Below are 25,327 nucleotides of genomic sequence, written 5' to 3' on the forward strand. Positions count from 1 at the left end.
TATCAGTGCCGCTTGTAGAGCGTGACGACGCAGGCGCCGCCGAGGCCAAGATTGTGCTGAAGTGCGACCTTGGCACCCTCGACCTGCGTGGCGCCGGCGGTGCCGCGCAGCTGCCGCGTCAGCTCGTAGCACTGCGCAAGCCCGGTGGCGCCGAGCGGATGTCCCTTGGACAGCAATCCGCCGGACGGATTGGTCACGATCCGGCCGCCATAGGTATTGTCGCCGTCATTGATGAACTTGCCGGCTTCACCCTCGCCGCAGAGGCCGAGCGCCTCGTAGGTGATGAGCTCGTTATGAGCAAAGCAGTCGTGCAGCTCCACCACGTCGAGATCGCCGGGGCCGATGCCGGCGCTCTCATAAACCCGGCTGGCAGCCTCTTTTGCCATGTCGTAGCCGACCAGCTGCATCATGTCGCCGGCCTTGAAGGTCGAGGGCGTATCGGTGGTCATGGCCTGCGCCGCGATGCGTACTTCTTTGCCGATGCCATGCTTGTCCGCAAACCGCTCGGAGACCAGCACGGCGGCGGCGCCGCCGCAGGTCGGCGGGCACGCCATCAGGCGCGTCATGACGCCGGGCCAGATCACCTGGTCGTTCATCACGTCGTCCGCCGTGACTTCCTTGCGGAAAAGCGCGAGCGGATTGTTCTTCGCATGTCGGCTCGCCTTGGCGCGCACCTTGGCGAAGGCGTCGAGCGGCGTGCCGTATTTCTTCATGTGGCTGAGCCCGGCGCCGCCGAAATAGCGCAACGCCAGCGGAATGCCGGGGGCGTCGATCAGCTGGTCCGCAGCCGCGTCGAACTCCTCGAACGCGCTCGGGCGATCGGCATAGACGCTGCCGAGCGCGCCGGGCTTCATCTGCTCGAAGCCGACCGCCAGCACGCAATCCAGCGCCCCGCTTGCGATCATTTGCCGCGCCATGAACAGCGCGGTCGATCCGGTCGAGCAATTGTTGTTGACGTTGACGATGGGGATGCCGGTCATCCCGACGGGGTAGAGCGCGCGCTGCCCGCAGGTGGAATCGCCATAGACGTATCCGACATAGGCCTGCTCGATCTTCTCGTAGCCGAGGCCGGCATCGGCGAGCGCGAGCTTGACGGCTTCCGTTCCCATCTCGTGATAGGGGGCGCTGGCGCCCGGCTTGGCAAACGGAATCATGCCGACCCCGGCGACGACCACGTCAGACATCGCTTCCTCCCAATAAATTACCCGTTGGACTTTTTCTTACCCATGGGTAACATATCGTCCGATCTCCACCAGAGTCAACCGACCGACCATGGATTCAGCGCCGCCCGCTCCGCCGTCATCGCCTTCGCCCTGGCTGCCGTTCGAGAGCCGGCGCCGCGCCCGCGACGAGAAGCGCGAGGCGGTGCTGCGCGCCGCCGTGCAGCTGTTCCTGGAGCAGGGCTATCATCGCGTGACGCTGAACGAGGTCGCGGACCGGCTGAACATCACCAAGCCCGCGCTGTACAATTACTTCCGGGGCAAGGACGAGATCCTGTTCGAATGCTGGTCGATGGGCGCCGAACTCGTCGACGGCGTGATCACGGAGATCAACGCCGGCGGCGGTTCGGGTCTCGCCAAGCTGCGCAAGCTGGTGCACGCCTATGCCGAACTGATGGCGACCGATTTCGGCGCGAGCCTGGTGCGTTTCGATTTGCGCGATCTGGCCGAGCGGAACGCCGGTGTCGCACGCGCCGCCAAGAGGCGGATCGACGCCACCTTCCGGCGATACATTACTGCAGGCATTGCTGACGGTTCGATCAGGCCTTGCGATCCCAAGCTTGCAGCCTTCGCGATCGCGGGTTCGCTCAATTGGATCGGCCATTGGTATCGACGGGAGGGCAAGCTGTCGCCGACCGCGATCGCCGACGAGTTCACGGTGCGGCTGACGGACGGCCTGGCGGCCGAGGTTCGGCTGCAAATGACAAAGAAGACGCCGAGGGCGCCGCAAGGGCGCAACTCAGGACGCAAAGCAACAGGGAAGAAACGCACGGGAGGAGAGACGGGATGAACATCACGCACGGCCTGCGCAGGGCGCTGCAGATCAATCCGAATGGGCTGGCGACCGTTTATGGCCAGCGGCGGCGCAGCTGGGGCGAGCTCGGCGAGCGCGTTACAAGGCTGGCCGGCGGCCTGCGCACGCGCGGCGTCAGGGACGGCGACCGTGTTGCGGTGCTGTCCTTCAACTCGGACTGCTATCTCGAGCTCTATCTGGCGACCGGCTGGGCGGGAGGCGTGATCGTGCCGCTCAACATCCGCTGGAGCGCGCTGGAAAACGAGGATGCGCTGCGCGACTGCCGCGCGTCCGTTCTGCTGGTCGACAAGGCCTTTGCGCAGGTCGGCGCGCAGCTCGCCGGCGCCATTCCGGGGCTGAAGCTGATCTATGCCGACGATGGCGAGGCGCCGGCGGGGATGGAGAGCTACGAGAATCTTGTCGCGGGAAGTGCCCCCGTTGCTGATGCCATGCGCAAAAGCGACGATCTCGCCGGCATCTTTTACACCGGCGGCACCACCGGCCGTTCCAAAGGCGTAATGCTCAGTCACCAGAATCTGATGGCCAATGCGCTCAACGCACTCGGCGAAGGCCTGTTTCCGGCAAGCGCGATCTATCTGCATGCGGCTCCGATGTTTCACCTTGCCAACGGTGCGGCGATGTATTCGCTGCTGCTCTCCGGCGGCTCGAACGTGATCGTTCAGGGCTTCACGCCCGAAGGCGTGATGGCTGCGATGCAGAACGAGCGCGTCACAGACGTGCTGCTGGTGCCCACGATGATCCAGATGTTCGTCGATCACCCCGCGATCGGCAAATACGACCTGTCGTCCCTGAAGAACATCATCTACGGGGCCTCGCCGATCAGCGAGGCGGTGCTCGATCGTGCCGCGCGCGCACTGCCGCATGTCCGTTTCACGCAGGCCTATGGCATGACCGAATTGTCGCCGATCGCGACGCTGCTGCATCCCGACGAGCACATCGGGGAGGGACGCAAGAAGGGGCGCCATCGCGGCGCAGGCCGTGCCGCCCTCGGTTGCGAGGTGCGGATCGTCGACGAGAACGACCAGCCGCTGCCGGCGGGCGCCGTCGGTGAGATCGTGGTGCGCGGCGACACCGTGATGATGGGCTATTGGGAGCGGCCGGAGGAGACCGCGCGCGCCGTCGTCGACGGCTGGATGCATACGGGCGACGGCGGCTGCATGGACAAAGATGGGTTCATCTATGTCGTCGACCGGGTGAAAGACATGATCATCTCGGGCGGGGAGAATGTGTACTCGGTCGAGGTCGAGAACGCGCTGGCCCAGCATCCGTCGGTGCTGCAATGCGCCGTGATCGGAATTCCCAATGAGAAATGGGGAGAGCAGGTCCATGCCGTCGTGGTCAAACGCAGCGGCGTAGAGGTTTCGACCGGCGAGCTGATCGAGTTCACGAAGACGTTGATTGCCGGCTACAAATGTCCGCGCAGCATCGAGATCACCGAGACGCCGTTGCCGCTGTCCGGCGCCGGCAAGGTGCTGAAGCGCGAGCTGCGCAGGCCGTTCTGGGAGGGGCGGGAACGGCGGGTCAGCTGACGGCTCCCGCGCGTTACGGCCTGCGCGCCGAGGACGCGCGAAGATTGATGTTTTCCAGATCGTGGTCGCGCGGATACGCCCACCGGGATCGCCATGAACTGTGTTTTCAGGCTGCGTCCGATCTAGCCATGAGCCGTCTTGCCGCCGTCGATCACGAACTGGCCGCCGGTCGTGTAGGGATGATCGTCGGAGGCCAGCACCAGCGCAAAAGCCGCGATCTCCTCAGGCGCTGCCACGCGCTGTAACCCCGGGACGTTGGATTTGGCCCATTGCGCGATGCCGATATGCCAGGCCGCATCGGGCAGGCCCTCCATGCCGGCGAGCCGGCGGATCATCGGGGTGTCCGTGGTGCCGGGGATCAAGGTGTTGATGCGGATGCCATGCTTTGCGTAGTCGAGTGCCGCGGCCTGCACCAGGCCGACCAGTCCCCGCTTGGCAGCCGAATAGGCCGAGCGCTTGGCCGACGTCGCAATGGCGTTGGACGAGGAGGTGACGACGATCGATCCGCCTTTCTCCAGCATGTGCGGGATTTGATATTTCATCGACAGGAACACGCCGCGCAGATCCGTGCCGATCACGTCGTCGAATTCGGCCGCGCTGAATTCATGCAGCGGCTTCTCGATTGAGATGCCGGCATTGTTGAAGGCGACGTCGAGCCGCCCGTAGCGCGCGATGGTCGTATCGACCAGCGCCTTCACCTCGGATTCGTGGCGCAGGTCGGCGCGAACGAAGACGGCCTCGCCGCCGGACTCGCGCACCTCGGTCTCCACCTGCTTGCCACGGTCGGTGTTGCGCCCGCAAAAGGCGACGCGGCCGCCCTCGGCGGCGAACATCAGCGTTGCGGCCCGCCCGATTCCGGAGGTGCCGCCCGTGACGATGACGACCTTGCCCGCGAACCTTTGCTTGCCGCTCGGCTTTTGCTGCGGCAGCGCCGCGCCCTGGCCGAGCGCCACGCCGCCGGCGAGGCCGCCGACGGCACCTGCGAGCATGCCGAGGGCCGCGCCCCCGACCAGATGACGCCGCTTTACGGGATGGCTCGCGGTGATATTCTGCATTTCGGTCATTTCGAACTCCGGTCCGCTCAATCTGAACAGTGTTAAGATAGATATGCTGCAATCTGAACAGTGTCAAGTTACATGAAGAAACGGCCCCCCGCCGCCAAGCGCAGCACCGCTCCGACCCAGGCAAAGCCGGAGGTCGGATACCATCACGGCGAATTGCAGGAGGCGCTGATCGCCGCGAGCGAAGCCATTCTCGCCGAGCAGGGCGCGGAAGCCTTCACGCTGCGCGAAGCCGCACGCCGCGCCGGCGTTTCGCCGGCCGCGCCATCGCATCATTTCGGCAACGCCCAGGGCCTTCTCACCGAAGTGGCGATCCGCGGCTACGACGCGCTTGCCGGCGCCTTGCGCGAGGCGGCCTCCGGCAAGCAGGGCGTCCGCGACAAGCTCCACGCCCAGGGACTTGCCTATGTCGATTATGCGTTGAGGCATCCCGGCCGTTTCCAGATGATGTTTGCCAACAAGCGGCTGGTTGCCGACGATGCGCGCCTGAAGCAGGCGAGCAGGGCCGCCGGCCATGCGTTCGAGGTCGTCGTCGCCGAGCTGACCGGCGGCACCGCGAAGGAGGCGAAGACGGCGGCTGCGGCGGCCTGGTCCACCGTTCACGGCTTTGCCAAGCTTGCGCTCGAGGAGAAATTCGGCTCTGTGAACAATGAGGCCGGACGCCGCGAGATCATGATGACGCTCGATCAGGTCCTGAACTATCTCTGGCCCGCGAGCGGCACGCGCCGCTAGAGCATGATCCGGAAAAGTGCGAAGCGGTTTTCCGGAAGGATCATGCGCAGACAACAACCCAAAGCGCGATGACGATTCATCCAGATCTCATCGCGCTTTAGATACAAATCGAGGTTTGCGTAGGTCATGACGGGCAAGACGACAGAGCTCAAGTTCGACATCGAGCGCATCGGCACGGTCTCGGCGATCCTGACGCAGCCGACCCACGCGCGCGCCTGCTACGTCCTGGCGCACGGCGCCGGCGCAGACATGCGGCATTCCTTCATGGAGAATGTTGCAGCCGGCCTTGCCGAGCGCGGCATTGCGACGTTCCGCTTCAATTTTCCCTACATGGAAGCGAAGAAGGGACGTCCTGACCCGCCCGCAATCGCACACGCGAGCGTGCGCGCAGCGGTCGCGGAGGCGGGGCGGCTCTGCCCCGGGCTGAAGCTCGTTGCCGGTGGAAAATCATTCGGCGGCCGCATGACCTCGCAGGCGCAGTCGAGGTCGCCGCTCCCCGATGTCAAAGGGCTGGCCTTCCTCGGCTTTCCCCTCCATGCCGCCAAGAAGCCGTCGAGCGAGCGCGCCGAGCACCTCGCTGCAATCGCGATTCCCATGCTGTTCCTGCAAGGCACACGCGATGAGCTTGCCGATCTTGCCCATCTCGAGCCGGTCATCGAGCGGCTCGGGCGTAAGGCGACGCTGCATGAGGTCGCAGGCGGCGACCATTCCTTTGCGGTGCTCAAGAAATCCGGCCGTAGCAATGACGAGGCGCTCAACGAGGTGCTGGACACGCTCGCGGCCTGGATCGATGCGCTCGCCTGAGGCTCACGCGGAATAAAGCCCCTTGTCGCGCGCCTTCTGGATCGCGAGCGCGGCGATCAGGTCGAGCGTCGGCGTGGACAGGCCGGCGGTGCGCGCGAAGGCCTGGGGCGCCTTCACCAGCACGTCGATTTCCATGGCGCGGCCGAGCTCGTAATCCTGCAGCAGCGACGGCTTGTGGTTGGGGGCGGGGCCGCTGCGGCTGGCACGCTTGACCTCGGGAATGAAGTATTGGGCGATTTCGTTGGCCTCGTTCAGCATGCGCGGAATCACCTCCGTGAAGGCGGGGTCGTCGCGCACGCCGCGCGCGGTCTGGCCGGTGAGCAGGCACAGCACCGACAGCGACATGTTGGTCAGCAGCTTTGACCAGATCGCCTCGCGGATCTCGGCGACCGGCGGCGATTCCAGCCGCGCATCGTTGAAGACGCCGCGCAGCCTGGTGATGCGCTCGCAATTGCGGTCGTCGCATTCGCCGATCAGGAGGCGGTTGCGGTCCGGCGTCAGGTTCTGCACCACGCCGGGCGCGATCACCTCGTTGGAGGAGAAGATCACGCCGCCGACGATCCGCTCCTTCGGGATGCAGGCGCGCAGGCGTCCGCCGGGGTCGAGGAATGAAATGTCCGGCGGCGTCGGGTGCCGCGGCGGCAGGCCGATGCCGTACCACCAGGGAATGCCGTTTTGGGCGAACACGATCGCAGTATCGTCCTGGAGCAGCGGCTTGATGCTGGAAACCAGTCCCTGAAGCGCCGTCGCCTTCAAGGTCGAGATCACGACGTCCTGCGGGCCGAGCTGGGCCGGGTCGCCTGACGCGTTCACCTTGGCGCCGACCTCGGAATCGCCGACGCGCAGCTTGAGCCCACCCGCGCGGGCCGCCTCCAGATGCGCGCCCCGCATCACGCAGCTGACCTCATGGCCGGCGCGCGCCAGCCGTACCGCAATGTGGCTGCCGACGGCGCCTGCGCCGAAAATGCAGATGCGCATATTGATATCCCGTATCCATCCCGTGGTGTCGCCCGCAGCCAGCATGACACAAGCCGCCATGCGATGGACGCGGCCGCCCTACGCCGGAAAGATATGGATCAGGGCACGCGCGCTCGGCCATAGTGCGCGGCAAACAACCGGAGGACCGCCGATGACTGCCAGCCCCGTCCTGTGGAGCCTCGATGAACGCGGGGTTGCGACCGTCACGTTGAATCGGCCGGAAGTCAACAATGCCTATGACGGCGCGCTGATCTCAGGCGTGCTCGCGGCCATGGACGACCTCGGCAGCAAGCCCAATTTGCGCGTCGTCGTGCTCCGGGGCAACGGCAAGCACTTCCAGGCCGGCGCCGATCTCAAATGGATCAACAGCGTGCGGCCGCAATCGCGCGAGGCGAACGAGGCAGCCTCGCGGGCGACGTTCGAGGCCGTGCAGCGGCTCAACACTTTGCCGCTTCCGACCGTCGCGCTGGTGCAGGGCGGCTGCTTCGGGGGCGGCACCGGCGTCATCGCGGCCTGCGATGTCGTGATTGCAGCGGACAACGCCCTGTTCTCGATCACCGAGGTGCGCTGGGGCCTGACCGCGGCGATCATCATCCCGCAGCTCTGCGATGCCATTAGTGTACGGCAAGTCCGCCGTTACGCGCTGACCGGCGAGCGCTTCGGCGCCGAAGACGCCCGCCGCATCGGCCTCGTCCACGAGGTGGTGCCGCTCGCCGATCTCGAGGCTGCAGGCGCCAAGGTCGTCGAGCAGCTGCTCGCCAACGGACCGGAGGCCATGGCCGAAACCAAGCGGCTCGCGCTGGAGAGCTCGTTCGGCGGCATGGCCGTGGACGATGCTGCCTACACGCGGCTCGTGGAGCTGCATTCGCTCAAGCGCCAGAGCGCGGAGGCGGCGGAGGGACTGGCCTCCTTCGCCGAGAAGCGGGCGGCGAATTGGGGCAGTGGCAAAGGTTAGGCGTCAGCAGCCGCGGCAGATGTTGTTGATGCTGCGGTAGACGGCGTCGTCGTCCTGCCGCAACTGGCGCAGCGTGTCGAGCGTCGTGCTCTCAGCCGCCGGCGTGGCCGGCTTGCGCTTAGCCGACAGGTCTTCCTCCTGCCGCTTGTAGCAGGCCTCGCGATCGGGCTTGGCGGGGATGAAGCGGCAGTTTTGCTCCACGGCCGAGGCGGGAACGGCCGAGATCGCGAGGGCGATAGAAGCGGCGAAGCAGTATCTGACGATGATCGAATCCATGCCTGCACTTGTCTCAGGTCCACCGTTAGCGAGCAACCGCGATCTTGCGGGCATGAGGACCGCCGGCTAAGCCGTGATCCAGTTCGAACCAGATTCCGGGAAGGAACGCGCCATGTGGGCCACGACGATCGACGAACCAGCGCGCAAAGTACCGCTCTATGGCGAATATGAAGTCGTCGTGCTCGGCGGCGGGCCGGCCGGCATCGTGGCGGCAGCCGCAGCGGCGCGCGCGGGGCGGAAGACGCTGCTGATCGAACGTTACGGCTTTCTCGGCGGCATGGGCACAGCGGCCGGCGTCACCAATTTCTGCGGCCTGCACGGCAATGTCCATGGCGAGCACCGGCGGCTGGTGCAGGGGCTCGCCTCGGAGCTGCTGGCGCGGATCGATCGCTTGAACGGCCTCAACGCGCCGCATCTGATCCTCGGCAAGGTTTTTGCCCAGGCCTATGACACCGCCGCCTACAAGATCGCGGCCGACCAGCTGCTCGCCAGCCATAAGGTGAATATGCTCTTCCACGCCCTCGGCGCCAGCGTCGTGATGGCCGATGAGCGCCGCATCGACGCGATGCTGATCGAGACCAAGGCCGGCCGGCAGGCGGTGCGCGCGGAGATCTTCATCGACTGCTCCGGCGACGGCGATCTCGCCGTGTGGGCCGGCGCGCCGTTCGAGATCGGCGACGAGCATGGCCATCCGCTCTACCCCTCGATGATGCTCCGTCTCAACGGCATCGATCCCGCAAAGGCCGGCGAGGCCTGGCGCACCATTCCGCAATTGATGGAAAAGGCCGTAGCGGCCGGCACGCACAGGTTTCCGCGCAGAAGCGCGATCGTGCGGCCACAGAAATCCGGCATCGAATGGCGGGTGAACTTTACGCAGGTGGCGCGCGAGGACGGTCATGCCATCAACGGCATCGAGCCCGACGATCTCACCCGCGGCGAGATCGAAGGCCGCAAGCAGGCGCTCGCCGCGTACGAATTCCTGCGCAGCACGGTGCCCGGATTTGAGAAGTCCTACATCGTCGACCTGCCGCCACAGCTCGGCATCCGCGAGACCCGCCGCATCAAGGGTGGCTACCAGCTCAGCGGCGAGGACGTGCTCGGCTGCGCCTCGTTCGCGGATTCCATCGGCGTCAACGGCTGGCCGATCGAGGCCCATGTGCCCGGCGACGTCGTCTTCACCTTCCCGCCGATCCCGGAATCGCGCGGCTATAATGAGCTGCCTTACCGGATGCTGGTCCCTGAGGGCGTCGACAATCTCCTGGTCGCCGGCCGCTGCGCCTCGATGACCCACGAGGGCCAGTCGGCCGCCCGGGTCTCCGGTGCCTGCTTCGCGATGGGTGAAGCCGCCGGTTCCGCCGCCGCGCTGGCGCTGTCCGGAAACCGGATTCCACGCGAAATCCCCATTGAAAAGTTGCAGGAAACGTTGAAACAACAGGGCGCCTTCATCGGACGGGATCAGGCGGTGCCCGAAGGCCTGTAACGCACTGCAAGACAAAGCGGAGGAAACGGGATGATCGGGATTGCGCGGCTCGCGGTAGGGGGCCTGATGGCGATCATGGCTATGGGCACGGCACGGGCCGAGGATGTGCCGAAAGCCAGGATCGGCGTGCTCCGCCTGTCTTCGTCGGCCCCGGTCTTCATCGCGCTGGACAAGGGCTATTTCCGTGAGGCCGGGTTGGAGGTCGAGCTGAAGTTCTTCGACGCAGCGCAGCCGATTGCGGTCGCCACCACCTCGGGCGACGTCGATTTCGGCGTCACTGCCTTCACCGCCGGGCTCTACAATCTCGGCGGCAAGGGCACGCTGAAGGTGATCGGCGGCATGAGCCGCGAGAAGCCCGGCTACCCCCTGATCGGCTATTTCGCCAGCAACAATGCCTATGCGAGCGGCCTGAAGACGCCGAAGGACCTCGCCGGCAAGCGTGTGGCGATGACGCAGGTCGGATCGAGCTTCCATTATTCGCTCGGCCTGCTCGCCGACAAATACGGCTTCAAGCTGGCGGACGTAAAGATCGTGCCGCTGCAATCGCTGTCGAATGCCGCCGCCGCGCTCAAGGGCGAGACCGTCGATGCCGCGTTGCTGCCGATCTCGACTGCGCGAAAGCTGATGGACGAGGGCGGCGCGAAATTCCTGGGCTGGGTTGGTGACGAGACGCCGTGGCAGCTGGGCGCGGTATTCGCCGCGCCGAAGACGTTGGCCAACAAGGCGCTGGTGACGAAATTCCTCGGCGTGCTCGCGAAAGCCGACCGCGAATATCACGACGTCATCCTTGCCGCGATGAAGGACGGTGTCGCCCCGATCAACGACAAGACCAGGCCGCTGCTGGAGATCATCGCAAAGTACACCAACCTGCCGGTCGAGCAGGTGGTCGGCAACTGCGCCTATATCGATCCCGACGGCAAGCTCGACGTGAAGAACGTCGACAACCAGATCAAATGGCTGCAGGAGCAGGGCTTCGTCGACAAGGGCTTTGATGCGGAAGCGATCATCGCGAAGGAATTCGTGAAGGTGGATTGATGCTGATTGTGCAAACTCCCGCGGCAGGCGATCTGCCACCCTCCCCTGGAGGGGGAGGGTCGATCGCACCGGCGATGCGCAGCATCGTCCGGAGCGAGCGGGGCGGGGTGAGCCACGGCGGTGGTCTATCTGTCGCTTGCTCCGACCATTCGCGGGAGCTTCGGGGGCAGGAATTGCCAGCATCCGCGCCGATAGACTGTCACCCCGCCCCGGTTCGCATTTCGCTTCGTTCAATACGACATAGCCGAAGCTTGGCTTCGGCGTTCTCAGGGACGGCCGCCATGGGCGGCCTATGCCCTCCCCCTCCAGGGGAGGGTGAAGAGCGCGCACACCAGTCCGAGCAGAAACGGTGCGCCTCATGGACCTGATCGCCAGCCACATCTCCCATCGCTTCGGCGATCTCGCCGTGCTCGACGACGTCTCCTTCACCGTCAGTGCCGGCGAGGTGGTGGCGATCGTCGGGCCGTCCGGCTGCGGCAAGAGCACGCTGCTGTCGATCCTCGGCGGGTTGCTGCAGCCGACCTCCGGCGCGCCCGAGCTGCGCGGCGCGCCGCCGGCGGACAGTCTCAATCCGCTGACCTTCGTGTTCCAGGACTTTGCGCTGCTGCCCTGGGCGACGGTGGAGGAAAACGTCGAATTCCCGCTGCTGCACACCCAGCTCTCGGCCGCGCAGCGCCGCGCGCTGGTCGAGGATGCGCTGCGCCGCACCGGCCTCACCGATTTTCGCCAAACCTATCCAAAGCAGCTCTCCGGCGGCATGCGCCAGCGCGTCGGCATCTCGCGCGCGCTTGCGGTGAGGCCCGCGATCCTCTTGATGGACGAACCGCTCTCGGCGCTGGATTCGCAGACCCGCGAGCTGCTGCTGGAGGATTTCATCCGCCTGCTTGCCGATGGCGGCATGGGCGCGGTCTACGTCACCCACAATCTCGAAGAGGCCGCGCGGCTCGCCGACCGCATCGTGGTGCTGTCGCGCCGTCCTGGCCGCATCCGCGAGGTCGTCACCGTGCCGATGGCGCGGGCGACGCGCGGCGAAGCGGCGGCGCGCGAAAAGCTCCTGGTGCTGCAGAATCAGATCTGGTCGCTGATCCGCAACGAGGCGATCGATGCCGAGCGCGAGGTCCAGCATGCTTGACCGCGCGGCAACGGACACGGCCAAGAACGAAGCGACGCGGCCCGTCCGCTTCCGCGGCGCCGGTTTCGTGCCTGCCTCGAGCCGGTACGGCGGCTGGATCGCGCTCGGCCTCCTCATCGCGATCTGGCAGGCGGCCGGCAGCGTCGGCCTCGTCAACGCGCTGTTTCTGCCGACTCCTTCCGCAATTGTCCGTGCGATCTACCAGCTCGCGGTCTCCGGCGCACTCTGGCAGCATGTTTCGGCCTCGCTGCTGCGGATCGGCGTCGGCTGGCTGTTGGGAACGGCGGCCGGCATCGCCGTCGGTTTCGCCATCGGCCTGTCGCGCCTTGCGCGCAGCGTCGGCATCACCTTCATCTCGGCGCTGTTTCCGATTCCGAAGATCGCGCTGCTGCCGCTGCTCATTCTCTGGCTCGGCATCGGCGAAGAGCCGAAGATCGCGACCATTGCGCTCGGGGTATTCTTCTCGACCGCGATCTCGGTCTATAGCGGCGTCGATGCCGTGCCGCGCAACCTGATCCGCATGGCGCAGAGCTTCAACGTTCCGTTCGCCACCATCGTGCGCAAGGTGATCTGGCCGGGCGCGCTGCCGGCGATCCTTGCCGGCTTCCGCATCACCGCCTCCGTCGCGCTGCTGCTGGTCGTCAGCGCCGAGATGATCGGCGCCCAATACGGCATCGGCGCCTTCGTGCTGCAGGCCGGCAACCTGATGCAGACCGATCAGCTGCTCGCGGGCGTCGTGATCCTGTCGGTGTTTGGGCTGGCGGTCGGGAAGGTGATCGGCTGGCTGGAGATGCGGCTGTTGCACTGGCGCTAGATACGATCACCGGCGCCGTAGGGTGGGCAAAGCGAAGCGTGCCCACCATTCCTTCATGAGTCGCGAAGACGTGGGCACGGCGCAAGGGCGCCTTTGCCCACCCTACGAGACCGGCGACCGTCACGCGTTCCCGCGGTCTTCCCTGAACAGATCCAGCTTCTGCTGCACCGGCCGATCCGAGAAGCTGAACAGCACGGCGTCATCATCCGCCTCGTGCGTCACCCAATGCCAGCTCGGCACCACGAACAGGTCGCGCGGGCCCCATTCGAACATTGTATCGCCGACGTGGCTCCGACCCTTACCCTCGATCGGGCAGAACACCGTCGCATCGGTCGAACGATAGCGCGCGGTGTTGAAACCCTTCGGCAGCAGCTGGATGAAGGTGCCAATCGTCGGCATCGCGAAATCGCCGGTCTCGGGGTTGCTGAACTTCAGCTTGAGGCCGTGGCAGGCGTCCCATTCCTGGCTCGTCCTGGCCTTCTCCAGCGCCTCGCGGGTGTAGGCATAGGGATAGCTGAAGATCGGCGAAGTCTTCGAGCTCCGCTTCACATCAACGGGCAAGAGGTTGTGGCCGTAGCGGGCAAAGCTGTCGCCCGCGGGCTTGGTGATCTTCTGCTGGTCTTCCTTCGCGCCTTCGGCAAAGGAGCAGTCGAAGAATTGCACCAGTGGAATGTCGAGGCCGTCGAGCCAGAACATCGGCTGATCGGTCTCGTTGGAATGATCGTGCCAGGTCATCGACGGCGTGATGATGAAGTCCCCGGGCTCCATCGCAGTGCGCTCGCCGTCCACCGCGGTGTGGGCGCCCCTGCCTTCGAGCACGAAGCGCAGCGCCGACTGGCTATGCCGGTGCGCAGGCGCGACGTCGCCGGGCACCACCATCTGCACGCCGGCATAGAGCGAGGTCGTGATCTTGGATTGCCCGCGCAGCCCCGGGTTCTCCAGCACCAGCACGCGCCGCTCGGCTTCCTTGGCGGTGATCAGCTTGCCGGCCTCCGTCATGTAGTCTCGGATGACGTCGAACTTCCAGAGGTGTGGCCGGCAGGCGCTCTTCGGCTCCGGCGTGATCAGGTCGCTCATCACCGTCCACAGCGCGGTGAGATTCTCGCCGTCGATCTTCCGGTAGAACGCCTCGCGTTCCGGCGTCTTGGTCACGGCTTCCATGGTTGCTGCTCCCGATCGTTTGTTGATTGACAGTATACTGAGGATCTAGGTAGCGTCAACGTGACGGATGACATACAAGGTTGTCATTCCGGGGCGAAGGGCCGCGCAACGCGTGGCCCGGCGAGCCCGGAATCCATAACCACGATCGGGAGTATGGATTCCGGGCTCGACGCTGGCGCGTCGCCCCGGAATGACAAAAGCAGGGAGGTCTCAATGAAGCTGCACGGCTATTTCCGCTCCAGCGCCGCCTATCGCGTGCGGATCGCGCTGAACCTCAAGGGGCTCGGCGCCGAGCATCTGCCGCATCATTTGCGGAAGGGCGAGCAATGCGCCCCCAGCTATCTCGCCATCAACCCGCAGGGCCTGGTGCCGGCGCTGGAGGACGATGCGGGCGGAGTGCTGACGCAATCGGTCGCCATCATCGAATGGCTCGACGAGACCCATCCCAATCCGCCGCTGTTGCCGAAGGATCCGCTGCGCCGCGCCAAGGTGCGGGCGTTTGCGCTGGCGATCGCCTGCGACACCCATCCGGTGCAGAACCTGAAAGTGCTGGCGCGGCTGCGTGAGCTCGGCCTGCCCGAGGAGAAGGTCCAGGATTGGGCCGCCTGGGTCAACCGCGAGGGCCTGTCGGCCTGCGAGACGCTGATCAAGGACGAGAAGGGCCCATTCTGCTTCGGCGATGCGCCGACGCTGGCCGATCTCTGCCTCGTGCCTCAGCTCGGCAATGCCCGTCGCTTCGGCGTCGACGTCTCCGCCTATCCGCGCCTGCTCCAGGCCGAGGCCGCCGCCAAGGCGCTGCCGGCGTTTGCCGATGCGGCGCCGGAGAAGCAGCCCGATGCCGAGTAAGCCGCTTGCTCCGATCACGATGGACGCGGTCTATGCCGCGCCGGGTTATCTGTTCCGGCGCATGCAGCAGATCGCGGTCTCCATCTTCATGGAGGAGTGCAAGGCGTTCGACCTCACGCCGGTGCAATATGCCGCGCTGGTCGCAATCCACACCCATCCCGGCATCGACGCGACGCGGCTGTCGGCGGTGATCGCCTTCGACCGCTCGACGCTCGGCAGTGTGATCGAACGTCTCCAGGCCAAGGCCTATATCGAGCGCAAGCCGGCGCCGGAAGACAAGCGGATCAAGCTCCTGTACTTGACGAAGTCCGGCGCCGCGATCCTGCGCGAGATCATCCCCGCCGTCGAGCGCGCCCAGGCCCGGATGCTGGAGCCGCTCAAGCCCGCCGACCGCAAGGCGCTGATGGGCCTGCTGGCGCAGCTGGTCGATCTCAACAACGAAGCCTCCCGCGTGCCGCTGCGCGCGGAGGACGCGCTGGAGCATCTTGGGAAGGCTGGGTGAGGGGCTCCAGTTGTAGAGCGACACTGTCGCCCTCAATCTCGACTGTCATTCCCCGCGCAGGCGGGGAATCCAGTACCCCGCGGCGTCTCGATTCAACCGCTACCGTCTCGGAGTACTGGATCGCCCGGTCAAGCCGGGCGATGACAGCACGCCTCACATCCGCAGCAACGCCTGCCGATCGATCTTCCCCGTGCCGGTCTTCGGCAGCTCGTCGATGAAGATCACCTCGCGCGGATATTTGTAGGGCAGCAGCCTGCCTTTGACATAGTCCTGCAGCCTGCGCGTCGCCTCGCTCTGGTCGACCGCGCGGTTGTTCATCACCACCACAGCCTTCAGCGTCATGCGACGGTCCGGCAGCTCGGCGGCGAACACCGCGCATTCGCGGATGTCGGGGTGATCGGCGAGGCACAGCTCGACCTCGAGCGGGTAGACCCACTGGCCGGAGATCTTGATGAGATCGTCGGCGCGGCCACGGAAGAAGTGGAAACCGTCGGCATCCCGCACGAAGCGATCACCGGTGTAGATCCAGCCGCCCTCGCGGATGGTCTCGGCGGATTTGTCCGGCCGGTTCCAGTACAGCGGCGTGTTGGAATCACCGCGGACCCACAGAATCCCTTCCTCGTTGTCGCCGACGTCGCGGCCGTCCTTGTCGCGCAGCGCGACCTCGTAGCCGGGAACGCGCAGGCCCGCAGCGCCGAGCTTCTTCTGCTCGGGCCGGTTGGAGAGATAGATGTGCAGCACCTCGGTCGAGCCGAGGCCTTCGACGATTTCGAGCCCCGTGAGCGTCTTCCAGCCGTTGAAGACCTCGGCCGAGAGCACCTCGGCGGCGGAGAGCGCCATGCGCAGCGACGAGAAATCCGTCTTGTCCGCGCCCTCGGCCTTGGTCAGCGCGGTGTACAGCGTCGGCAGGCCGAAGAACACCGTCGGCTTGTACTGCTCGATCGCCGCGAAGATCGACGTAGGCTTCGGCTGGCCCGGCAGCAGCAATGTTGCGGCGCCGGCCGAGAACGGGAAGGTGACGGAATTGCCGAAGCCATAGGCGAAGAAGATCTTCGGCACCGAGAAGCAGATGTCGTCAGGCGTCAGCTTCAGCACGTTCCGCGCAAAGGCAGCATCGCTGTAGGCCATGTCGTGCTGCAGGTGCACGATGCCCTTGGGTCGTCCGGTCGAGCCGGAGGAGTACATCCAGAACGCCATTTCGTCGCGCTGCGTCGGCGCTTCCGCCAGCTCAGCAGAAAATTGCGCGAGCCAGCTCGCCGCCGCGAGCGCCCGCGGCGCCGCGTGCTCGCCGGCCGCGCCGTTGGCCACGATCAGCGTATGCAGCTTGGTCTCCCTGCAAGCCTCGGCATTGAAGCGCGCCGCGAATTCTGCATCCGCCACCGCGACGGTCGCGCCGGAATCGGCGAGGTAGAATTGCAAGAGGTCCGGCGGCGTCAACGTATTGATCAGCAGCGGCACGAAGCCGGCGCGCACGGCGCCGAAGAAGGCGGCGGGGTAGGCCGGCGTGTCGTCGAGAAACAACAGCACGCGATCGCCGCGCTTCAGGCCAAGCGAGGCGAAACCGTTGCCCCAGCGGCAGGCCTCCGCGCAGAGCTCGGCATAAGTGCGCGTGCCTGCTGGCCCCAGGAGCGCGAGCTTGTCGCCGCGGCCCTTGCCGAGATTGTCGAACAGCACGCGGCCGGCATTGTAGATGTCGGGAACGGCAAAGCCGATCTCGCGCGCGCCATCGCTGTCCGCTGGCACCTGGTCACGGATGTCATGGCTCATGCCGCATCTCCGCCCTTGTCTTCGGCGCCGTCTCCGGCGTTCCTGGCCGCCTCGTAGCGGGCCATGAAGGCCGGCGACATCGCACGCAGCCGGGAATCGTCGATGCGGCCGGAGCGGGTGATGTAGCTGTAGGCGAAGTCCATCAGGGGAAGCTTCATGTGCTCGGCAAAGTGCTCGTACCAGTGCGCACTCGTGCGCGCCGCGTTGACGAGCTTCTGCACGATGGGCTTGCGCGCGGCCTGATAGCGATGCAGCGCGGTCGCAAGATGCGCATCCGACTCCAGCGCCTTGACGAGGGCGATGGCGTCCTCGATCGCGAGCCGTGTGCCCGAGCCGATCGAGAAATGCGCCGAATGCAGGGCGTCGCCGAGCAGCACCATGTTCTTGAACGACCAGTGCTCGTTCCAGATCCAAGGAAAATTGCGCCAGACCGATTTGTTGGAGACGAGGCAATGGCCGCCGAGCGTGTCGGCGAACACCTCCTCGCAGACGCCCTTGGACTGCTCGACGTCCTTGTAGGCGAACCCATAGGCCTGCCAGGTGGCGTAATCGCATTCGACCAGGAAGGTGCTCATGGTCGGCGAATAGCGGTAGTGATGGGCGTTGAAGGCGCCGCGTTCGGTCTTCACGAAAGTCTGCGACAGCGTGTCGAAGCGTTTCGAGGTGCCGTACCAGACGAACTTGTTGGATGAGTAGGACAGCGAGGTGCCGAAATCGCCCTCATAGGCGCGGCGCACCAGCGAGTTCAGCCCGTCGGCGGCGACGATCAGATCGTGGCCGTTGAGCTGGTCGATCGCCTGGATCTGCGTGTCGAAGCGCGGGGTCACGCCGACATCGAGCGCGCGCTGCTGCAGGAATCTGAGCAGGTCCAGTCGCCCGATCGATGAGAAGCCGACGCCGTCGATGGCGACGCTGTCGCCATGCAGGTGCAGCGTGATGTTCTCCCAGCTCTCCATGTGCGGGGCGATCGCATCGACCGTATCGGGGTCGTCCGTGCGCAGGAACTCCAGCGCCTGGTCGGAGAACACGACGCCAAAGCCCCAGGTCGCGTCGGCCGGGTTCTGTTCGAACAGGTCGACCTGATCCTCGGGGTGACGCTTCTTCCAGAGATAGGCGAAGTAGAGCCCACCGGGCCCCCCGCCAATCACGGCGATCCGCAACGTCTGCCTCCCTAATTGACAGTATACTTACTATCTAGGGCTAGACTAATGTGCTCCGGTGTCCGGCGCCAGCGGAATTATTGCCAGCGCGCGGCACGCCAAAGCACGTGTCCGGACACGCGTTTTGCGAGTCCGAAACCGTCAGGTGCGAATCATAGCCAAACCGGGGCGGATTGGCCACCGGGGGGTCAGACGCAGCGCTTCACATAGACCCCGTTCACAAGAACCCTGGTGCAGCGGACCGCCGGCACCGGCTTGCGGACGACCACGGCTGCATTCGGGCCGGCGCAGCCGGCGCGAACGACGCCGCGCGCGCATACCACCGCGTTGGCGTCGGTGGTCTCGAAGGTCATGGTGGCGGCGAAAGCCAGAAGCGCAGAAGCAACGAGCAGCAATGAACGCATGTTGTCCTCCCGGGGCTTGTCGTGGTCGTAGCGGCCTTTCAAACAAGGATCGGTTAGTTTACGCCTCAGCACGCGCAAACCTTCGCGTCAGGCACCGCAATTCATGCCGCGGACGAATTAAGCCCGCTCGGTCTCATCGCGCCGCGAAAGGCGCGAGCACCTCCTTGCAGGCCGGCGAGAGCGATGCCGCCCGGTTGGAAATGCATTGGATGATCCGGCCGCCGCCGGGCGCCACGCCGGCGCAGAGGGTGCGGATGTCGGCGCCGCAAGCCGACCGCACGATGAACAGCTCTTCGCGCGGCAGCAATGGCCGCAGCACGATGGCGGCCGGAGCCGCGGCAGGCGCCGCCTCTGCGGCCGGTGCAGCAGCGGAAGCAGGCGCGGCCGCTCCGCCACCGAAAGCCGCATTCACCGCCTTGGCGCAACCGGCCGACACCTTCGCCTTGTTCTTCTCCAGGCATTCGAGCGCGGGCGCGCCGCCGGGCGGCACGCTGGCGCAGACCTTGGGATAATCGCCGCGGCAGGCGCTCTTGATCGCGGAAACCTGCGCGGGGCTCGGCTGCTTTGCTGCTGCTGCCTTCGGCGCCGCCGCCGCTCCCGGCTTGGAAGCTGGCGCGGCAGCCGGCGCCGCTTCCGTTTTTGCCGGTTCAGACTTGGCCGGTTCAGATTTGGCCGGTTCAGATTTGGCGGGCGCTGCTTCGGTCTTCGGCGCGGCGGCCGGTTCGACCGCGCGAACCGCAGCCTGGCAGCCCGACGACAGGCTCGACATGTTCTTGGCGAGGCATTGATACGCCTCCACTCCGCCAGGCGTCACGCTCGAGCAATGCGCCATGAAGTCCGAGCGGCATGCGGACCGGATGGCGCTTTTCTGGGCCTCGGTCTGCGCGAACGCTCCTGTTGCAGTTGCGAAGAGTGCTGTCGCCAGCAACGCCGTGCGCGTCGATGCATGCTTCAACGTTTTGAACATTTGAATGAATTCCTGCCCGATCGGGAACGCCGACCATTCTGAAAAAGATATGCAAGCGCAATCGTCGCGAGGGTCAGCTCGCGAGCGACATCTTTGGCCGCTTCGGCCTCTACCGCAAGTCAATTATGCCGACGCAATTGGGGCGCGCGACTACGTCGTCAGTCTTACCATGCGCTTGCCGCGGTTCTCGCCTGCAAGCAATCCAATCAGCGCTTTCGGCGTGTTCTCAAGTCCATCGAGAATGTCCTCCTGCACCTTGAGCTTGCCGGATTTCACCCAAGCCTGGAGATCGGCGAGCGCGCGCTCGCTGTCCTTCATGTAGTCCATCACGATGAAGCCCTGCATGGTCAGCCGCTTCACCACGACCAGGCCGGGCACGCCGCGCGGGCCATGTGCGGCAGGCGCGCCGTCATATTGCGAGATCGCGCCACAACAGGCGATGCGGCCGTAATTGTTCATCTGCGGCAGGCAGGCTTCGAGGATGTCGCCGCCGACATTGTCGAAATAGACGTCGATGCCATCGGGCGCCGCTGCGCGCAGCGCCTTGAACACCGCGCCATCCTTGTAGTCCACGGCGGCATCGAAGCCGAGCTCGGAGGTCAGCCAGTTGCACTTGTCGGCGCCGCCGGCGATGCCGACGACGCGGCATCCCCTGATCTTGGCGATCTGTCCGACGATCGAGCCGACCGAGCCTGCGGCTGCGGAGACCACGACCGTCTCGCCCTCCCTGGGCTTGCCGATCTCAAGCAGGCCGAAATAAGCGGTGAGGCCGGCGATGCCGAACACGCTGAGCAGGTGCGTCATCGGCTCGAGCTTCGGCATCTTGGTCAGATGCTTCGCCGGCACGGCGGCAAATTCCTGCCAGCCGGTGTCGCCGAATACGATGTCGCCGGGCGCAAGCCCCGCTGCCTTCGAGTTGACGACCTCGGCGATGGCGCCGCCGGCCATGACGCTGTTGGCTTCGACGGCGGAACGATAGGTCGCGCCGTGCATCCAGGCGCGGTTGGCCGCGTCGAGCGAGATGTAGCGTACGCGCAGCAAGGCCTCGCCATCCTTCGGCTCCGGCATCGCGCCCTCGACCATCTTGAAATGTTCGGGACCGAGCTTGCCGCTGGGCTTCTCCACCAGCAGGATCTGGCGATTGATGTTGCCGCTCATGGCGTTTCCCTTTTCATTTGCTTGACGATCATTGATGCAGCCGCCGCAAGGAAAGCGTGCAAGCCGCATGCGTCGTGCGCTGATTGAAGGCTAGATCGCCGCTTTCCATTTCACAACGGGAACATCCCGACAACGCGGCCGCACGCAAGGCGTGTTGCGTCGAGCGCGCCTTCCACAAACAAATGGTTCACCGCGCGACTGCCCACAGGCGAGCGCCTGAACGTGCCGATCTCGCTGCAGTTGGAGGAGGCGTTCAAGGCGATGGACGATTCCCCGGGCGCGAAGAATTAGCGCTTACTTCCCTTGTGGGAGAAGGTGGCGCGAAGCGCCGGATGAGGGGTTGCATCCGCGAGTCCTGTTGCGAGAGGCTCGCGCGCGGAGAGAGACCCCTCACCCGTCTCACCGCTACGCGGTGAGCCACCCTCTCCCACAAGGGGAGAGGGTGCAGTGTGCTTCGCAGCTAATTGTTATCAAACACCCGGTCGAGCGCCGCGTCATACGCCGCCTGCACCAGCTCCGGGTGCAGCTTGCCCAGCGCCTCCATCATCACGCCGGAATTGATCTCGAGCACCTTCCATTCGCCGTTCACGCGAACCACGTCGATCGAAGCAAAGACGATGCCGATGGCGCACGCGGCATCGATCGCGAGCTTTGCGCAGACCGCGCGGACTTCGCCGTCCTCCAGCAACACCGGCTTTGCGCCGGCATCGAGATTGTGCCGCCAATCCGAGCCGCGCTGCTTGCTGTAGACGACGAGCGGCATGTCATCGAGCAGGACCACGCGGACCTCCTCCTCGATCGCGACAAAGGGCGAGATCACGAGCCCCGTACTCATCGAAAAGACCTCGCTGGCCGCCCGGTCGAGCTCCGCCTCCGTCGTCACCTTGAACACCGATCGCCCCGATGTCCCCTCGTTCGGCTTCACCACCACGCCCTGCGGGTTTTGGGCAAGCTGCGCCAGCATCCCCTCGCGCCAATCGGCGCCGGCGACATGCACGCCCAGCTTCGGGTTGAGGAACAGCCGATGCGGAACGCAGGGCACCTCCGCCAGCGTCAGCGCCTCGGCGGTGGCCGATTTGTCATTGGCGAGGCGATGGGCGATGGCGCTGTTGAGGCCGATGTCGTAGCCGAAGGCGAAACGGCGCCGCGGCCCCCGGCGCATTGCGATCAGCCAGCCGTCGGAGCGGACATCGACCGCGATGCCCCTCTCCGCGCAATACCGCCTGATCGCCTGAACGAAGATCCGCTCGCCGCTTGCCATGGTGTTTCGTCATTCCTGTCGCCAAAAGCCGCAAAAATGCGGGCATCGGCGCCAAACCGGCTGAAAATCAGAGCTATTCTTAATGAAATTCTTGCGAGCGCGCCGGAAATTAAGTGCTGCAATGAAGGCCGGGAGGGAAAAGATATTATCCTCCGCGCGCGCCAGGCAGCAGATTCCTTAATGATGTGACCAGTTCTGCCGCAAATGCCGGTTTGACCGGCATCAATTGCATCCGAAACGAGGTTGATTATTGGTCTCAATGGCGTAGATCACACACGCGAAATCCTCCGCCATGGCAAATGGTGCCGCCCCGATTTCAGGGCCGGGCAACGCTTTTGCCCTAAAACCGCAGTTATTCGGAATATCGAAAATCATGAGCGCGTTTTACCGAGAGAAGGTTCTTTCCGTCCACCACTGGACCGACACGCTGTTCAGCTTCCGCGCCACCCGCGATACCGGCTTCCGGTTCCAGAACGGCCAGTTCGCCATGATCGGCCTCGAGGTCGATGGCCGGCCGCTGCTGCGGGCCTACAGCATGGCGAGCGCCAACCACGAGGAAGAACTCGAGTTCTTCTCGATCAAGGTGCAGGACGGTCCGTTGACCTCGCGCCTGCAGAAGATCAAGGAAGGCGACACCATCCTGGTCGGCCGCAAGGCGACGGGCACGCTGATCACCGACAACCTGCTTCCCGGCAAGCGGCTGATGCTGCTCTCGACCGGCACCGGCCTTGCGCCCTTCGCCAGCCTGATCAAGGACCCCGAGGTCTACGACCAGTTCGAGTCCATCGTGCTGGTGCATGGCTGCCGTCAGGTCTCCGAGCTCGCCTATGGCGAGAAGCTGGTCGCGACCCTGCGCGAGGATGAGCTGTTCGGCGAGCTGCTCGCGGATAAGCTCGTCTATTATCCGACCGTGACCCGCGAGCCGTTCCGGAATCGCGGCCGCATCACCGACCTCATCAGCTCCGAGCAGATCTTCAACGACATCGGGCAGGGCCCGCTCGACATCGCAACCGATCGCATTATGATGTGCGGCAGCCCGGCGATGCTGGAAGAGCTGAAGCAGATGTTCGAGAGCCGCGACTTCGTCGAAGGAAGCGGCAACAAGCCCGGCCATTTCGTGATCGAGAAGGCCTTCGTCGAGCGCTGAGTTTTGCTGAGGAAGTGGCGCGATCGCGCGCCACACTCACTCGTCCTCCCGGACAAGCGCGCCCCAAGCGCGCGCCGATCCGGGACCCATAGCCACAGGACGTGGTTATGCGACGGCTCGGAGTGACAGCTTTCTTTCACCACGTAATCCCGTGGTTATGGATCCCGGGTCTGCGCTGACGCTTGCCCGGGACGACAACTGAGTTTCAGTGGCGGCTGTCGCCTCCTCCCTCTGCTGCACCGCAAAATCCGTCCATCCGGCTGATTGATTTGTCTCGGCCGAATTCGCTAGCCTGAAACAAGGGCGGCGTCATATCCGTATGACAGGCGCGGGCGTATCGTGACGCCTTCTGCTGGCGAGAGGATCGGAATCGTGGCCGACGACAACAAGACGCATGCATCCCCGAAACGCCTGCCGCTGGCGGAGGAGGGGATCATGGAAACCCTGCTGCTGCCCTTCTCGCCGCGCTTCATCGTGCTGACGATCTGCGCGGTGGTCACCGCGCTCCTGATCGGCATCGGCATCTCCGACGGCAAGATCTTCGACATCCTGCTGATTCCGATCCTGATCTTCGGCGCGCTGACCCTGCTCGGCGTCCGCGATCTTCTGCAGAAGAGCCACGCGGTGCTGCGCAACTACCCGATTTCGGCGCATATCCGCTTCCTGCTCGAAGAGATCCGCCCCGAGATGCGGCAATATTTCTTCGAGAGCGAGAAGGACGGCATGCCGTTCTCGCGCGACACCCGCGCGGTGGTCTATCAGCGCGCCAAGATGGAGCTCGACAAGCGTCCTTTCGGCACCCAGGAGGACGTCTATCGCGAGGGCTATGAGTGGATGCATCACTCGGTCTCGCCGAAGGCGCATGCGACGGAGAAATTCCGCGTCGTGATCGGCGGGCCGGACTGCGCAAAGCCCTATTCGGCCTCGGTGTTCAACATCTCGGCGATGAGTTTTGGCGCGCTCAGCCCCAACGCCGTGCGCGCGCTGAATGCCGGCGCCAAAAAGGGTGGTTTCGCCCATGACACCGGCGAGGGCGGCGTCAGCCCCTATCACCGCGAGATGGGCGGCGACATCATCTGGGAGATCGGCTCGGGCTATTTCGGCTGCCGTCATCTCGACGGCAGCTTCGATCCCGAAGCGTTCGCGCGCGTCGCCGGCGACGACCAGATCAAGATGGTCGAGCTCAAGGTCAGCCAGGGTGCCAAGCCCGGCCATGGCGGCGTGCTGCCGGCGGCCAAGGTCTCCGAGGAGATCTCCAAGATCCGCGGCGTCGCCATGGGCGAGGACTGCATCTCGCCGGCCTCGCACCGCGCCTTCTCGACGCCCGTGGGCATGATGCAGTTCATCGCCGAGATGCGCCGCCTTTCGGGCGGCAAGCCGGCCGGCTTCAAGCTCTGCATAGGCCATCCCTGGGAGTTCCTGGCGATCTGCAAGGCGATGCTTCGGACCGGAATCTATCCTGATTTCATCGTCGTCGACGGCAATGAGGGCGGCACCGGTGCCGCGCCGCTCGAGTTCATGGATCATCTGGGGATGCCGATGCGCGAGGGCGTCAATTTCGTCCACAACGCGCTGGTCGGTATCAATGCGCGCGACCGCATCAAGATCGGCGCCTCCGGCAAGATCGCGACCGCCTTCGACATGGCGCGCGCCATGGCGATCGGCGCCGATTGGTGCAATTCGGCGCGCGGCTTCATGTTCTCGCTCGGCTGCATCCAGTCGTTGAGCTGCCATACCGACCGCTGCCCGACCGGCGTGGCGACGCAGGACCCGACGCGGGCGCGCGCGCTCTATGTGCCGCTCAAGATCGACCGCGTGCACAATTATCACCACGCCACGCTGCACTCGCTGACCGAGCTGATCGCCGCGGCCGGGCTCGAACATCCGCAGCAGCTGCGGCCGATCCATTTCAGCCAACGGACGTCGACGACCCAGGTGAAGTCGTTCGCGCAGCTCTATCCGGCGCTGCGTCCGGGCGAGCTGCTCGAAGGCACGGAAGACCCGCGCTTCCGCGACGCCTGGCAGATGGCGCGCGCCGAGACGTTCCAGCCGGCGTTGTAAGATGCGGGCTGCGGCTGCCGTAGGCCAGGGACCTCAAATTGCCGAGAGCGGAGGGTAGGGTTT

24 protein-coding genes and 1 pseudogene are annotated in these 25,327 nt (G+C 65.2%); 14 read left to right on the forward strand and 11 right to left on the reverse strand.

Annotation, left to right across the window (positions count from 1 at the left end; all coding sequences use genetic code 11):
- Positions 1 to 2: 2 nt before the first annotated feature.
- Positions 3 to 1,184: a lipid-transfer protein gene (locus I6F36_RS27525; protein WP_109141708.1), complete on the reverse strand. Its 1,182-nt coding sequence runs from the start codon at positions 1,182 to 1,184 to the stop codon at positions 3 to 5.
- 88 nt (positions 1,185 to 1,272) lie between these two features.
- On the opposite strand from I6F36_RS27525, the gene I6F36_RS27530 reads away from it, so the two are divergent.
- Together I6F36_RS27530 and I6F36_RS27535 are read left to right on the forward strand one after the other, a co-directional pair.
- Positions 1,273 to 2,010, forward strand: coding sequence for a TetR/AcrR family transcriptional regulator (locus I6F36_RS27530; protein WP_225141046.1), 738 nt, complete (start codon positions 1,273 to 1,275; stop codon positions 2,008 to 2,010).
- The gene (locus tag I6F36_RS27535; RefSeq protein WP_225141044.1) at positions 2,007 to 3,563 is read left to right on the forward strand and encodes a long-chain fatty acid--CoA ligase; all 1,557 of its coding nucleotides are present in this window, start codon (positions 2,007 to 2,009) and stop codon (positions 3,561 to 3,563) included. Before I6F36_RS27530 ends, I6F36_RS27535 begins: the two co-directional genes overlap by 4 nt.
- Before the next feature lie 122 nt (positions 3,564 to 3,685).
- On the opposite strand, the gene I6F36_RS27540 is transcribed toward I6F36_RS27535, so the two are convergent.
- Positions 3,686 to 4,627, reverse strand: coding sequence for an SDR family NAD(P)-dependent oxidoreductase (locus I6F36_RS27540; RefSeq protein WP_225141042.1), 942 nt, complete (start codon positions 4,625 to 4,627; stop codon positions 3,686 to 3,688).
- 72 nt (positions 4,628 to 4,699) lie between these two features.
- On the opposite strand from I6F36_RS27540, the gene I6F36_RS27545 reads away from it, so the two are divergent.
- Together I6F36_RS27545 and I6F36_RS27550 are read left to right on the forward strand one after the other, a co-directional pair.
- Entirely contained in the window at positions 4,700 to 5,356 is a 657-nt protein-coding gene (locus I6F36_RS27545; RefSeq protein ID WP_225172557.1) for a TetR/AcrR family transcriptional regulator, read from the forward strand.
- Between the two features lie 126 nt (positions 5,357 to 5,482).
- Positions 5,483 to 6,160 (forward strand): alpha/beta family hydrolase, encoded by a 678-nt coding sequence (locus tag I6F36_RS27550; RefSeq protein WP_225172558.1) that lies wholly within the window; start codon positions 5,483 to 5,485, stop codon positions 6,158 to 6,160.
- 3 nt (positions 6,161 to 6,163) lie between these two features.
- Here the strand turns inward: I6F36_RS27550 and I6F36_RS27555 are convergent, their stop codons facing one another.
- The gene (locus I6F36_RS27555) at positions 6,164 to 7,138 is read right to left on the reverse strand and encodes a ketopantoate reductase family protein (protein ID WP_225172559.1); all 975 of its coding nucleotides are present in this window, start codon (positions 7,136 to 7,138) and stop codon (positions 6,164 to 6,166) included.
- Positions 7,139 to 7,289: 151 nt separating this feature from the next.
- Here I6F36_RS27555 and I6F36_RS27560 point away from each other — a divergent pair, with 151 nt between their 5' ends.
- Positions 7,290 to 8,093: an enoyl-CoA hydratase-related protein gene (locus I6F36_RS27560; protein ID WP_225141033.1), complete on the forward strand. Its 804-nt coding sequence runs from the start codon at positions 7,290 to 7,292 to the stop codon at positions 8,091 to 8,093.
- A 3-nt stretch (positions 8,094 to 8,096) separates the two neighbouring features.
- On the opposite strand, the gene I6F36_RS27565 is transcribed toward I6F36_RS27560, so the two are convergent.
- The gene (locus I6F36_RS27565; protein WP_225113683.1) at positions 8,097 to 8,369 is read right to left on the reverse strand and encodes a hypothetical protein; all 273 of its coding nucleotides are present in this window, start codon (positions 8,367 to 8,369) and stop codon (positions 8,097 to 8,099) included.
- Positions 8,370 to 8,481: 112 nt separating this feature from the next.
- On the opposite strand from I6F36_RS27565, the gene I6F36_RS27570 reads away from it, so the two are divergent.
- From I6F36_RS27570 to I6F36_RS27585, 4 genes are all read left to right on the forward strand, one after another.
- Entirely contained in the window at positions 8,482 to 9,849 is a 1,368-nt protein-coding gene (locus I6F36_RS27570) for an FAD-dependent oxidoreductase (protein WP_225141031.1), read from the forward strand.
- A 30-nt stretch (positions 9,850 to 9,879) separates the two neighbouring features.
- A complete protein-coding gene (locus tag I6F36_RS27575; RefSeq protein WP_225141029.1) occupies positions 9,880 to 10,884 on the forward strand; it encodes an ABC transporter substrate-binding protein in 1,005 nt (334 codons plus the stop codon).
- A 358-nt stretch (positions 10,885 to 11,242) separates the two neighbouring features.
- On the forward strand, positions 11,243 to 12,016 hold the full coding sequence (locus tag I6F36_RS27580; RefSeq protein WP_225141027.1) for an ABC transporter ATP-binding protein: 774 nt from the start codon (positions 11,243 to 11,245) through the stop codon (positions 12,014 to 12,016).
- Positions 12,009 to 12,830 (forward strand): ABC transporter permease, encoded by an 822-nt coding sequence (locus tag I6F36_RS27585; RefSeq protein ID WP_225141025.1) that lies wholly within the window; start codon positions 12,009 to 12,011, stop codon positions 12,828 to 12,830. The genes I6F36_RS27580 and I6F36_RS27585 overlap by 8 nt, the downstream gene beginning before the upstream one ends.
- A gap of 120 nt (positions 12,831 to 12,950) precedes the next feature.
- On the opposite strand, the gene gtdA is transcribed toward I6F36_RS27585, so the two are convergent.
- A complete protein-coding gene (gene gtdA / locus I6F36_RS27590; RefSeq protein ID WP_225157231.1) occupies positions 12,951 to 13,991 on the reverse strand; it encodes a gentisate 1,2-dioxygenase in 1,041 nt (346 codons plus the stop codon).
- A 213-nt stretch (positions 13,992 to 14,204) separates the two neighbouring features.
- On the opposite strand from gtdA, the gene maiA reads away from it, so the two are divergent.
- Entirely contained in the window at positions 14,205 to 14,837 is a 633-nt protein-coding gene (gene maiA, locus I6F36_RS27595; protein WP_225141023.1) for a maleylacetoacetate isomerase, read from the forward strand.
- The gene (locus I6F36_RS27600; RefSeq protein ID WP_225141022.1) at positions 14,827 to 15,339 is read left to right on the forward strand and encodes a MarR family winged helix-turn-helix transcriptional regulator; all 513 of its coding nucleotides are present in this window, start codon (positions 14,827 to 14,829) and stop codon (positions 15,337 to 15,339) included. The genes maiA and I6F36_RS27600 overlap by 11 nt, the downstream gene beginning before the upstream one ends.
- Positions 15,340 to 15,492: 153 nt before the next feature.
- Here I6F36_RS27600 and I6F36_RS27605 read toward each other — a convergent pair whose 3' ends face one another.
- The 5 genes from I6F36_RS27605 to I6F36_RS27625 form a co-directional block, all read right to left on the reverse strand.
- Complete coding sequence (locus tag I6F36_RS27605; protein ID WP_225157232.1) at positions 15,493 to 17,106, reverse strand: benzoate-CoA ligase family protein; 1,614 nt, start codon at positions 17,104 to 17,106, stop codon at positions 15,493 to 15,495.
- Positions 17,103 to 18,266, reverse strand: a complete 1,164-nt coding sequence (locus I6F36_RS27610) for an FAD-dependent monooxygenase (RefSeq protein WP_225157233.1) — start codon at positions 18,264 to 18,266, stop codon at positions 17,103 to 17,105. The genes I6F36_RS27605 and I6F36_RS27610 overlap by 4 nt, the downstream gene beginning before the upstream one ends.
- Before the next feature lie 188 nt (positions 18,267 to 18,454).
- Positions 18,455 to 18,670, reverse strand: coding sequence for a hypothetical protein (locus I6F36_RS27615; protein WP_036026389.1), 216 nt, complete (start codon positions 18,668 to 18,670; stop codon positions 18,455 to 18,457).
- A gap of 133 nt (positions 18,671 to 18,803) precedes the next feature.
- Positions 18,804 to 19,637: a cysteine rich repeat-containing protein gene (locus I6F36_RS27620; protein ID WP_225131045.1), complete on the reverse strand. Its 834-nt coding sequence runs from the start codon at positions 19,635 to 19,637 to the stop codon at positions 18,804 to 18,806.
- 150 nt (positions 19,638 to 19,787) lie between these two features.
- Positions 19,788 to 20,795: an NADP-dependent oxidoreductase gene (locus tag I6F36_RS27625; RefSeq protein ID WP_225157234.1), complete on the reverse strand. Its 1,008-nt coding sequence runs from the start codon at positions 20,793 to 20,795 to the stop codon at positions 19,788 to 19,790.
- A 177-nt stretch (positions 20,796 to 20,972) separates the two neighbouring features.
- Here I6F36_RS27625 and I6F36_RS27630 point away from each other — a divergent pair.
- A pseudogene (locus I6F36_RS27630) lies at positions 20,973 to 21,086 on the forward strand (amino acid ABC transporter substrate-binding protein); the annotation flags it as partial.
- Positions 21,087 to 21,255: 169 nt separating this feature from the next.
- Here I6F36_RS27630 and I6F36_RS27635 read toward each other — a convergent pair.
- Complete coding sequence (locus I6F36_RS27635; protein WP_225172560.1) at positions 21,256 to 22,056, reverse strand: RimK family alpha-L-glutamate ligase; 801 nt, start codon at positions 22,054 to 22,056, stop codon at positions 21,256 to 21,258.
- A gap of 373 nt (positions 22,057 to 22,429) precedes the next feature.
- Here I6F36_RS27635 and I6F36_RS27640 point away from each other — a divergent pair, with 373 nt between their 5' ends.
- Positions 22,430 to 23,203 carry a ferredoxin--NADP reductase gene (locus tag I6F36_RS27640; RefSeq protein WP_036014229.1) on the forward strand — a complete coding sequence of 258 codons (774 nt, stop codon included), beginning with the start codon at positions 22,430 to 22,432 and terminating at the stop codon, positions 23,201 to 23,203.
- Between the two features lie 435 nt (positions 23,204 to 23,638).
- A complete protein-coding gene (locus I6F36_RS27645) occupies positions 23,639 to 25,264 on the forward strand; it encodes an FMN-binding glutamate synthase family protein (protein ID WP_225172605.1) in 1,626 nt (541 codons plus the stop codon).
- The last annotated feature ends 63 nt before the right edge of the window (positions 25,265 to 25,327 follow it).

Origin of the sequence: Bradyrhizobium sp. BRP19 (assembly GCF_020194195.1) — a bacterium.
GTDB lineage: Bacteria > Pseudomonadota > Alphaproteobacteria > Rhizobiales > Xanthobacteraceae > Bradyrhizobium > Bradyrhizobium yuanmingense.

Coding starts and splice junctions, on each gene's coding strand:
- maiA (WP_225141023.1), top strand. CDS start 14,205: ATGAAGCTGCACGGCTATTTCCGCTCCAGCGCCGCCTATCGCGTGCGG.
- I6F36_RS27585 (WP_225141025.1), top strand. CDS start 12,009: ATGCTTGACCGCGCGGCAACGGACACGGCCAAGAACGAAGCGACGCGG.
- I6F36_RS27615 (WP_036026389.1), bottom strand. CDS start 18,670: ATGCGTTCATTGCTGCTCGTTGCTTCTGCGCTTCTGGCTTTCGCCGCC.
- I6F36_RS27555 (WP_225172559.1), bottom strand. CDS start 7,138: ATGCGCATCTGCATTTTCGGCGCAGGCGCCGTCGGCAGCCACATTGCG.
- I6F36_RS27600 (WP_225141022.1), top strand. CDS start 14,827: ATGCCGAGTAAGCCGCTTGCTCCGATCACGATGGACGCGGTCTATGCC.
- I6F36_RS27620 (WP_225131045.1), bottom strand. CDS start 19,637: ATGTTCAAAACGTTGAAGCATGCATCGACGCGCACGGCGTTGCTGGCG.
- I6F36_RS27575 (WP_225141029.1), top strand. CDS start 9,880: ATGATCGGGATTGCGCGGCTCGCGGTAGGGGGCCTGATGGCGATCATG.
- I6F36_RS27625 (WP_225157234.1), bottom strand. CDS start 20,795: ATGAGCGGCAACATCAATCGCCAGATCCTGCTGGTGGAGAAGCCCAGC.
- I6F36_RS27550 (WP_225172558.1), top strand. CDS start 5,483: ATGACGGGCAAGACGACAGAGCTCAAGTTCGACATCGAGCGCATCGGC.
- I6F36_RS27645 (WP_225172605.1), top strand. CDS start 23,639: ATGGAAACCCTGCTGCTGCCCTTCTCGCCGCGCTTCATCGTGCTGACG.
- I6F36_RS27580 (WP_225141027.1), top strand. CDS start 11,243: ATGGACCTGATCGCCAGCCACATCTCCCATCGCTTCGGCGATCTCGCC.
- I6F36_RS27570 (WP_225141031.1), top strand. CDS start 8,482: ATGTGGGCCACGACGATCGACGAACCAGCGCGCAAAGTACCGCTCTAT.
- I6F36_RS27635 (WP_225172560.1), bottom strand. CDS start 22,056: ATGGCAAGCGGCGAGCGGATCTTCGTTCAGGCGATCAGGCGGTATTGC.
- I6F36_RS27565 (WP_225113683.1), bottom strand. CDS start 8,369: ATGGATTCGATCATCGTCAGATACTGCTTCGCCGCTTCTATCGCCCTC.
- I6F36_RS27560 (WP_225141033.1), top strand. CDS start 7,290: ATGACTGCCAGCCCCGTCCTGTGGAGCCTCGATGAACGCGGGGTTGCG.
- I6F36_RS27605 (WP_225157232.1), bottom strand. CDS start 17,106: ATGAGCCATGACATCCGTGACCAGGTGCCAGCGGACAGCGATGGCGCG.
- I6F36_RS27530 (WP_225141046.1), top strand. CDS start 1,273: ATGGATTCAGCGCCGCCCGCTCCGCCGTCATCGCCTTCGCCCTGGCTG.
- I6F36_RS27525 (WP_109141708.1), bottom strand. CDS start 1,184: ATGTCTGACGTGGTCGTCGCCGGGGTCGGCATGATTCCGTTTGCCAAG.
- I6F36_RS27540 (WP_225141042.1), bottom strand. CDS start 4,627: ATGACCGAAATGCAGAATATCACCGCGAGCCATCCCGTAAAGCGGCGT.
- I6F36_RS27545 (WP_225172557.1), top strand. CDS start 4,700: ATGAAGAAACGGCCCCCCGCCGCCAAGCGCAGCACCGCTCCGACCCAG.
- gtdA (WP_225157231.1), bottom strand. CDS start 13,991: ATGGAAGCCGTGACCAAGACGCCGGAACGCGAGGCGTTCTACCGGAAG.
- I6F36_RS27640 (WP_036014229.1), top strand. CDS start 22,430: ATGAGCGCGTTTTACCGAGAGAAGGTTCTTTCCGTCCACCACTGGACC.
- I6F36_RS27535 (WP_225141044.1), top strand. CDS start 2,007: ATGAACATCACGCACGGCCTGCGCAGGGCGCTGCAGATCAATCCGAAT.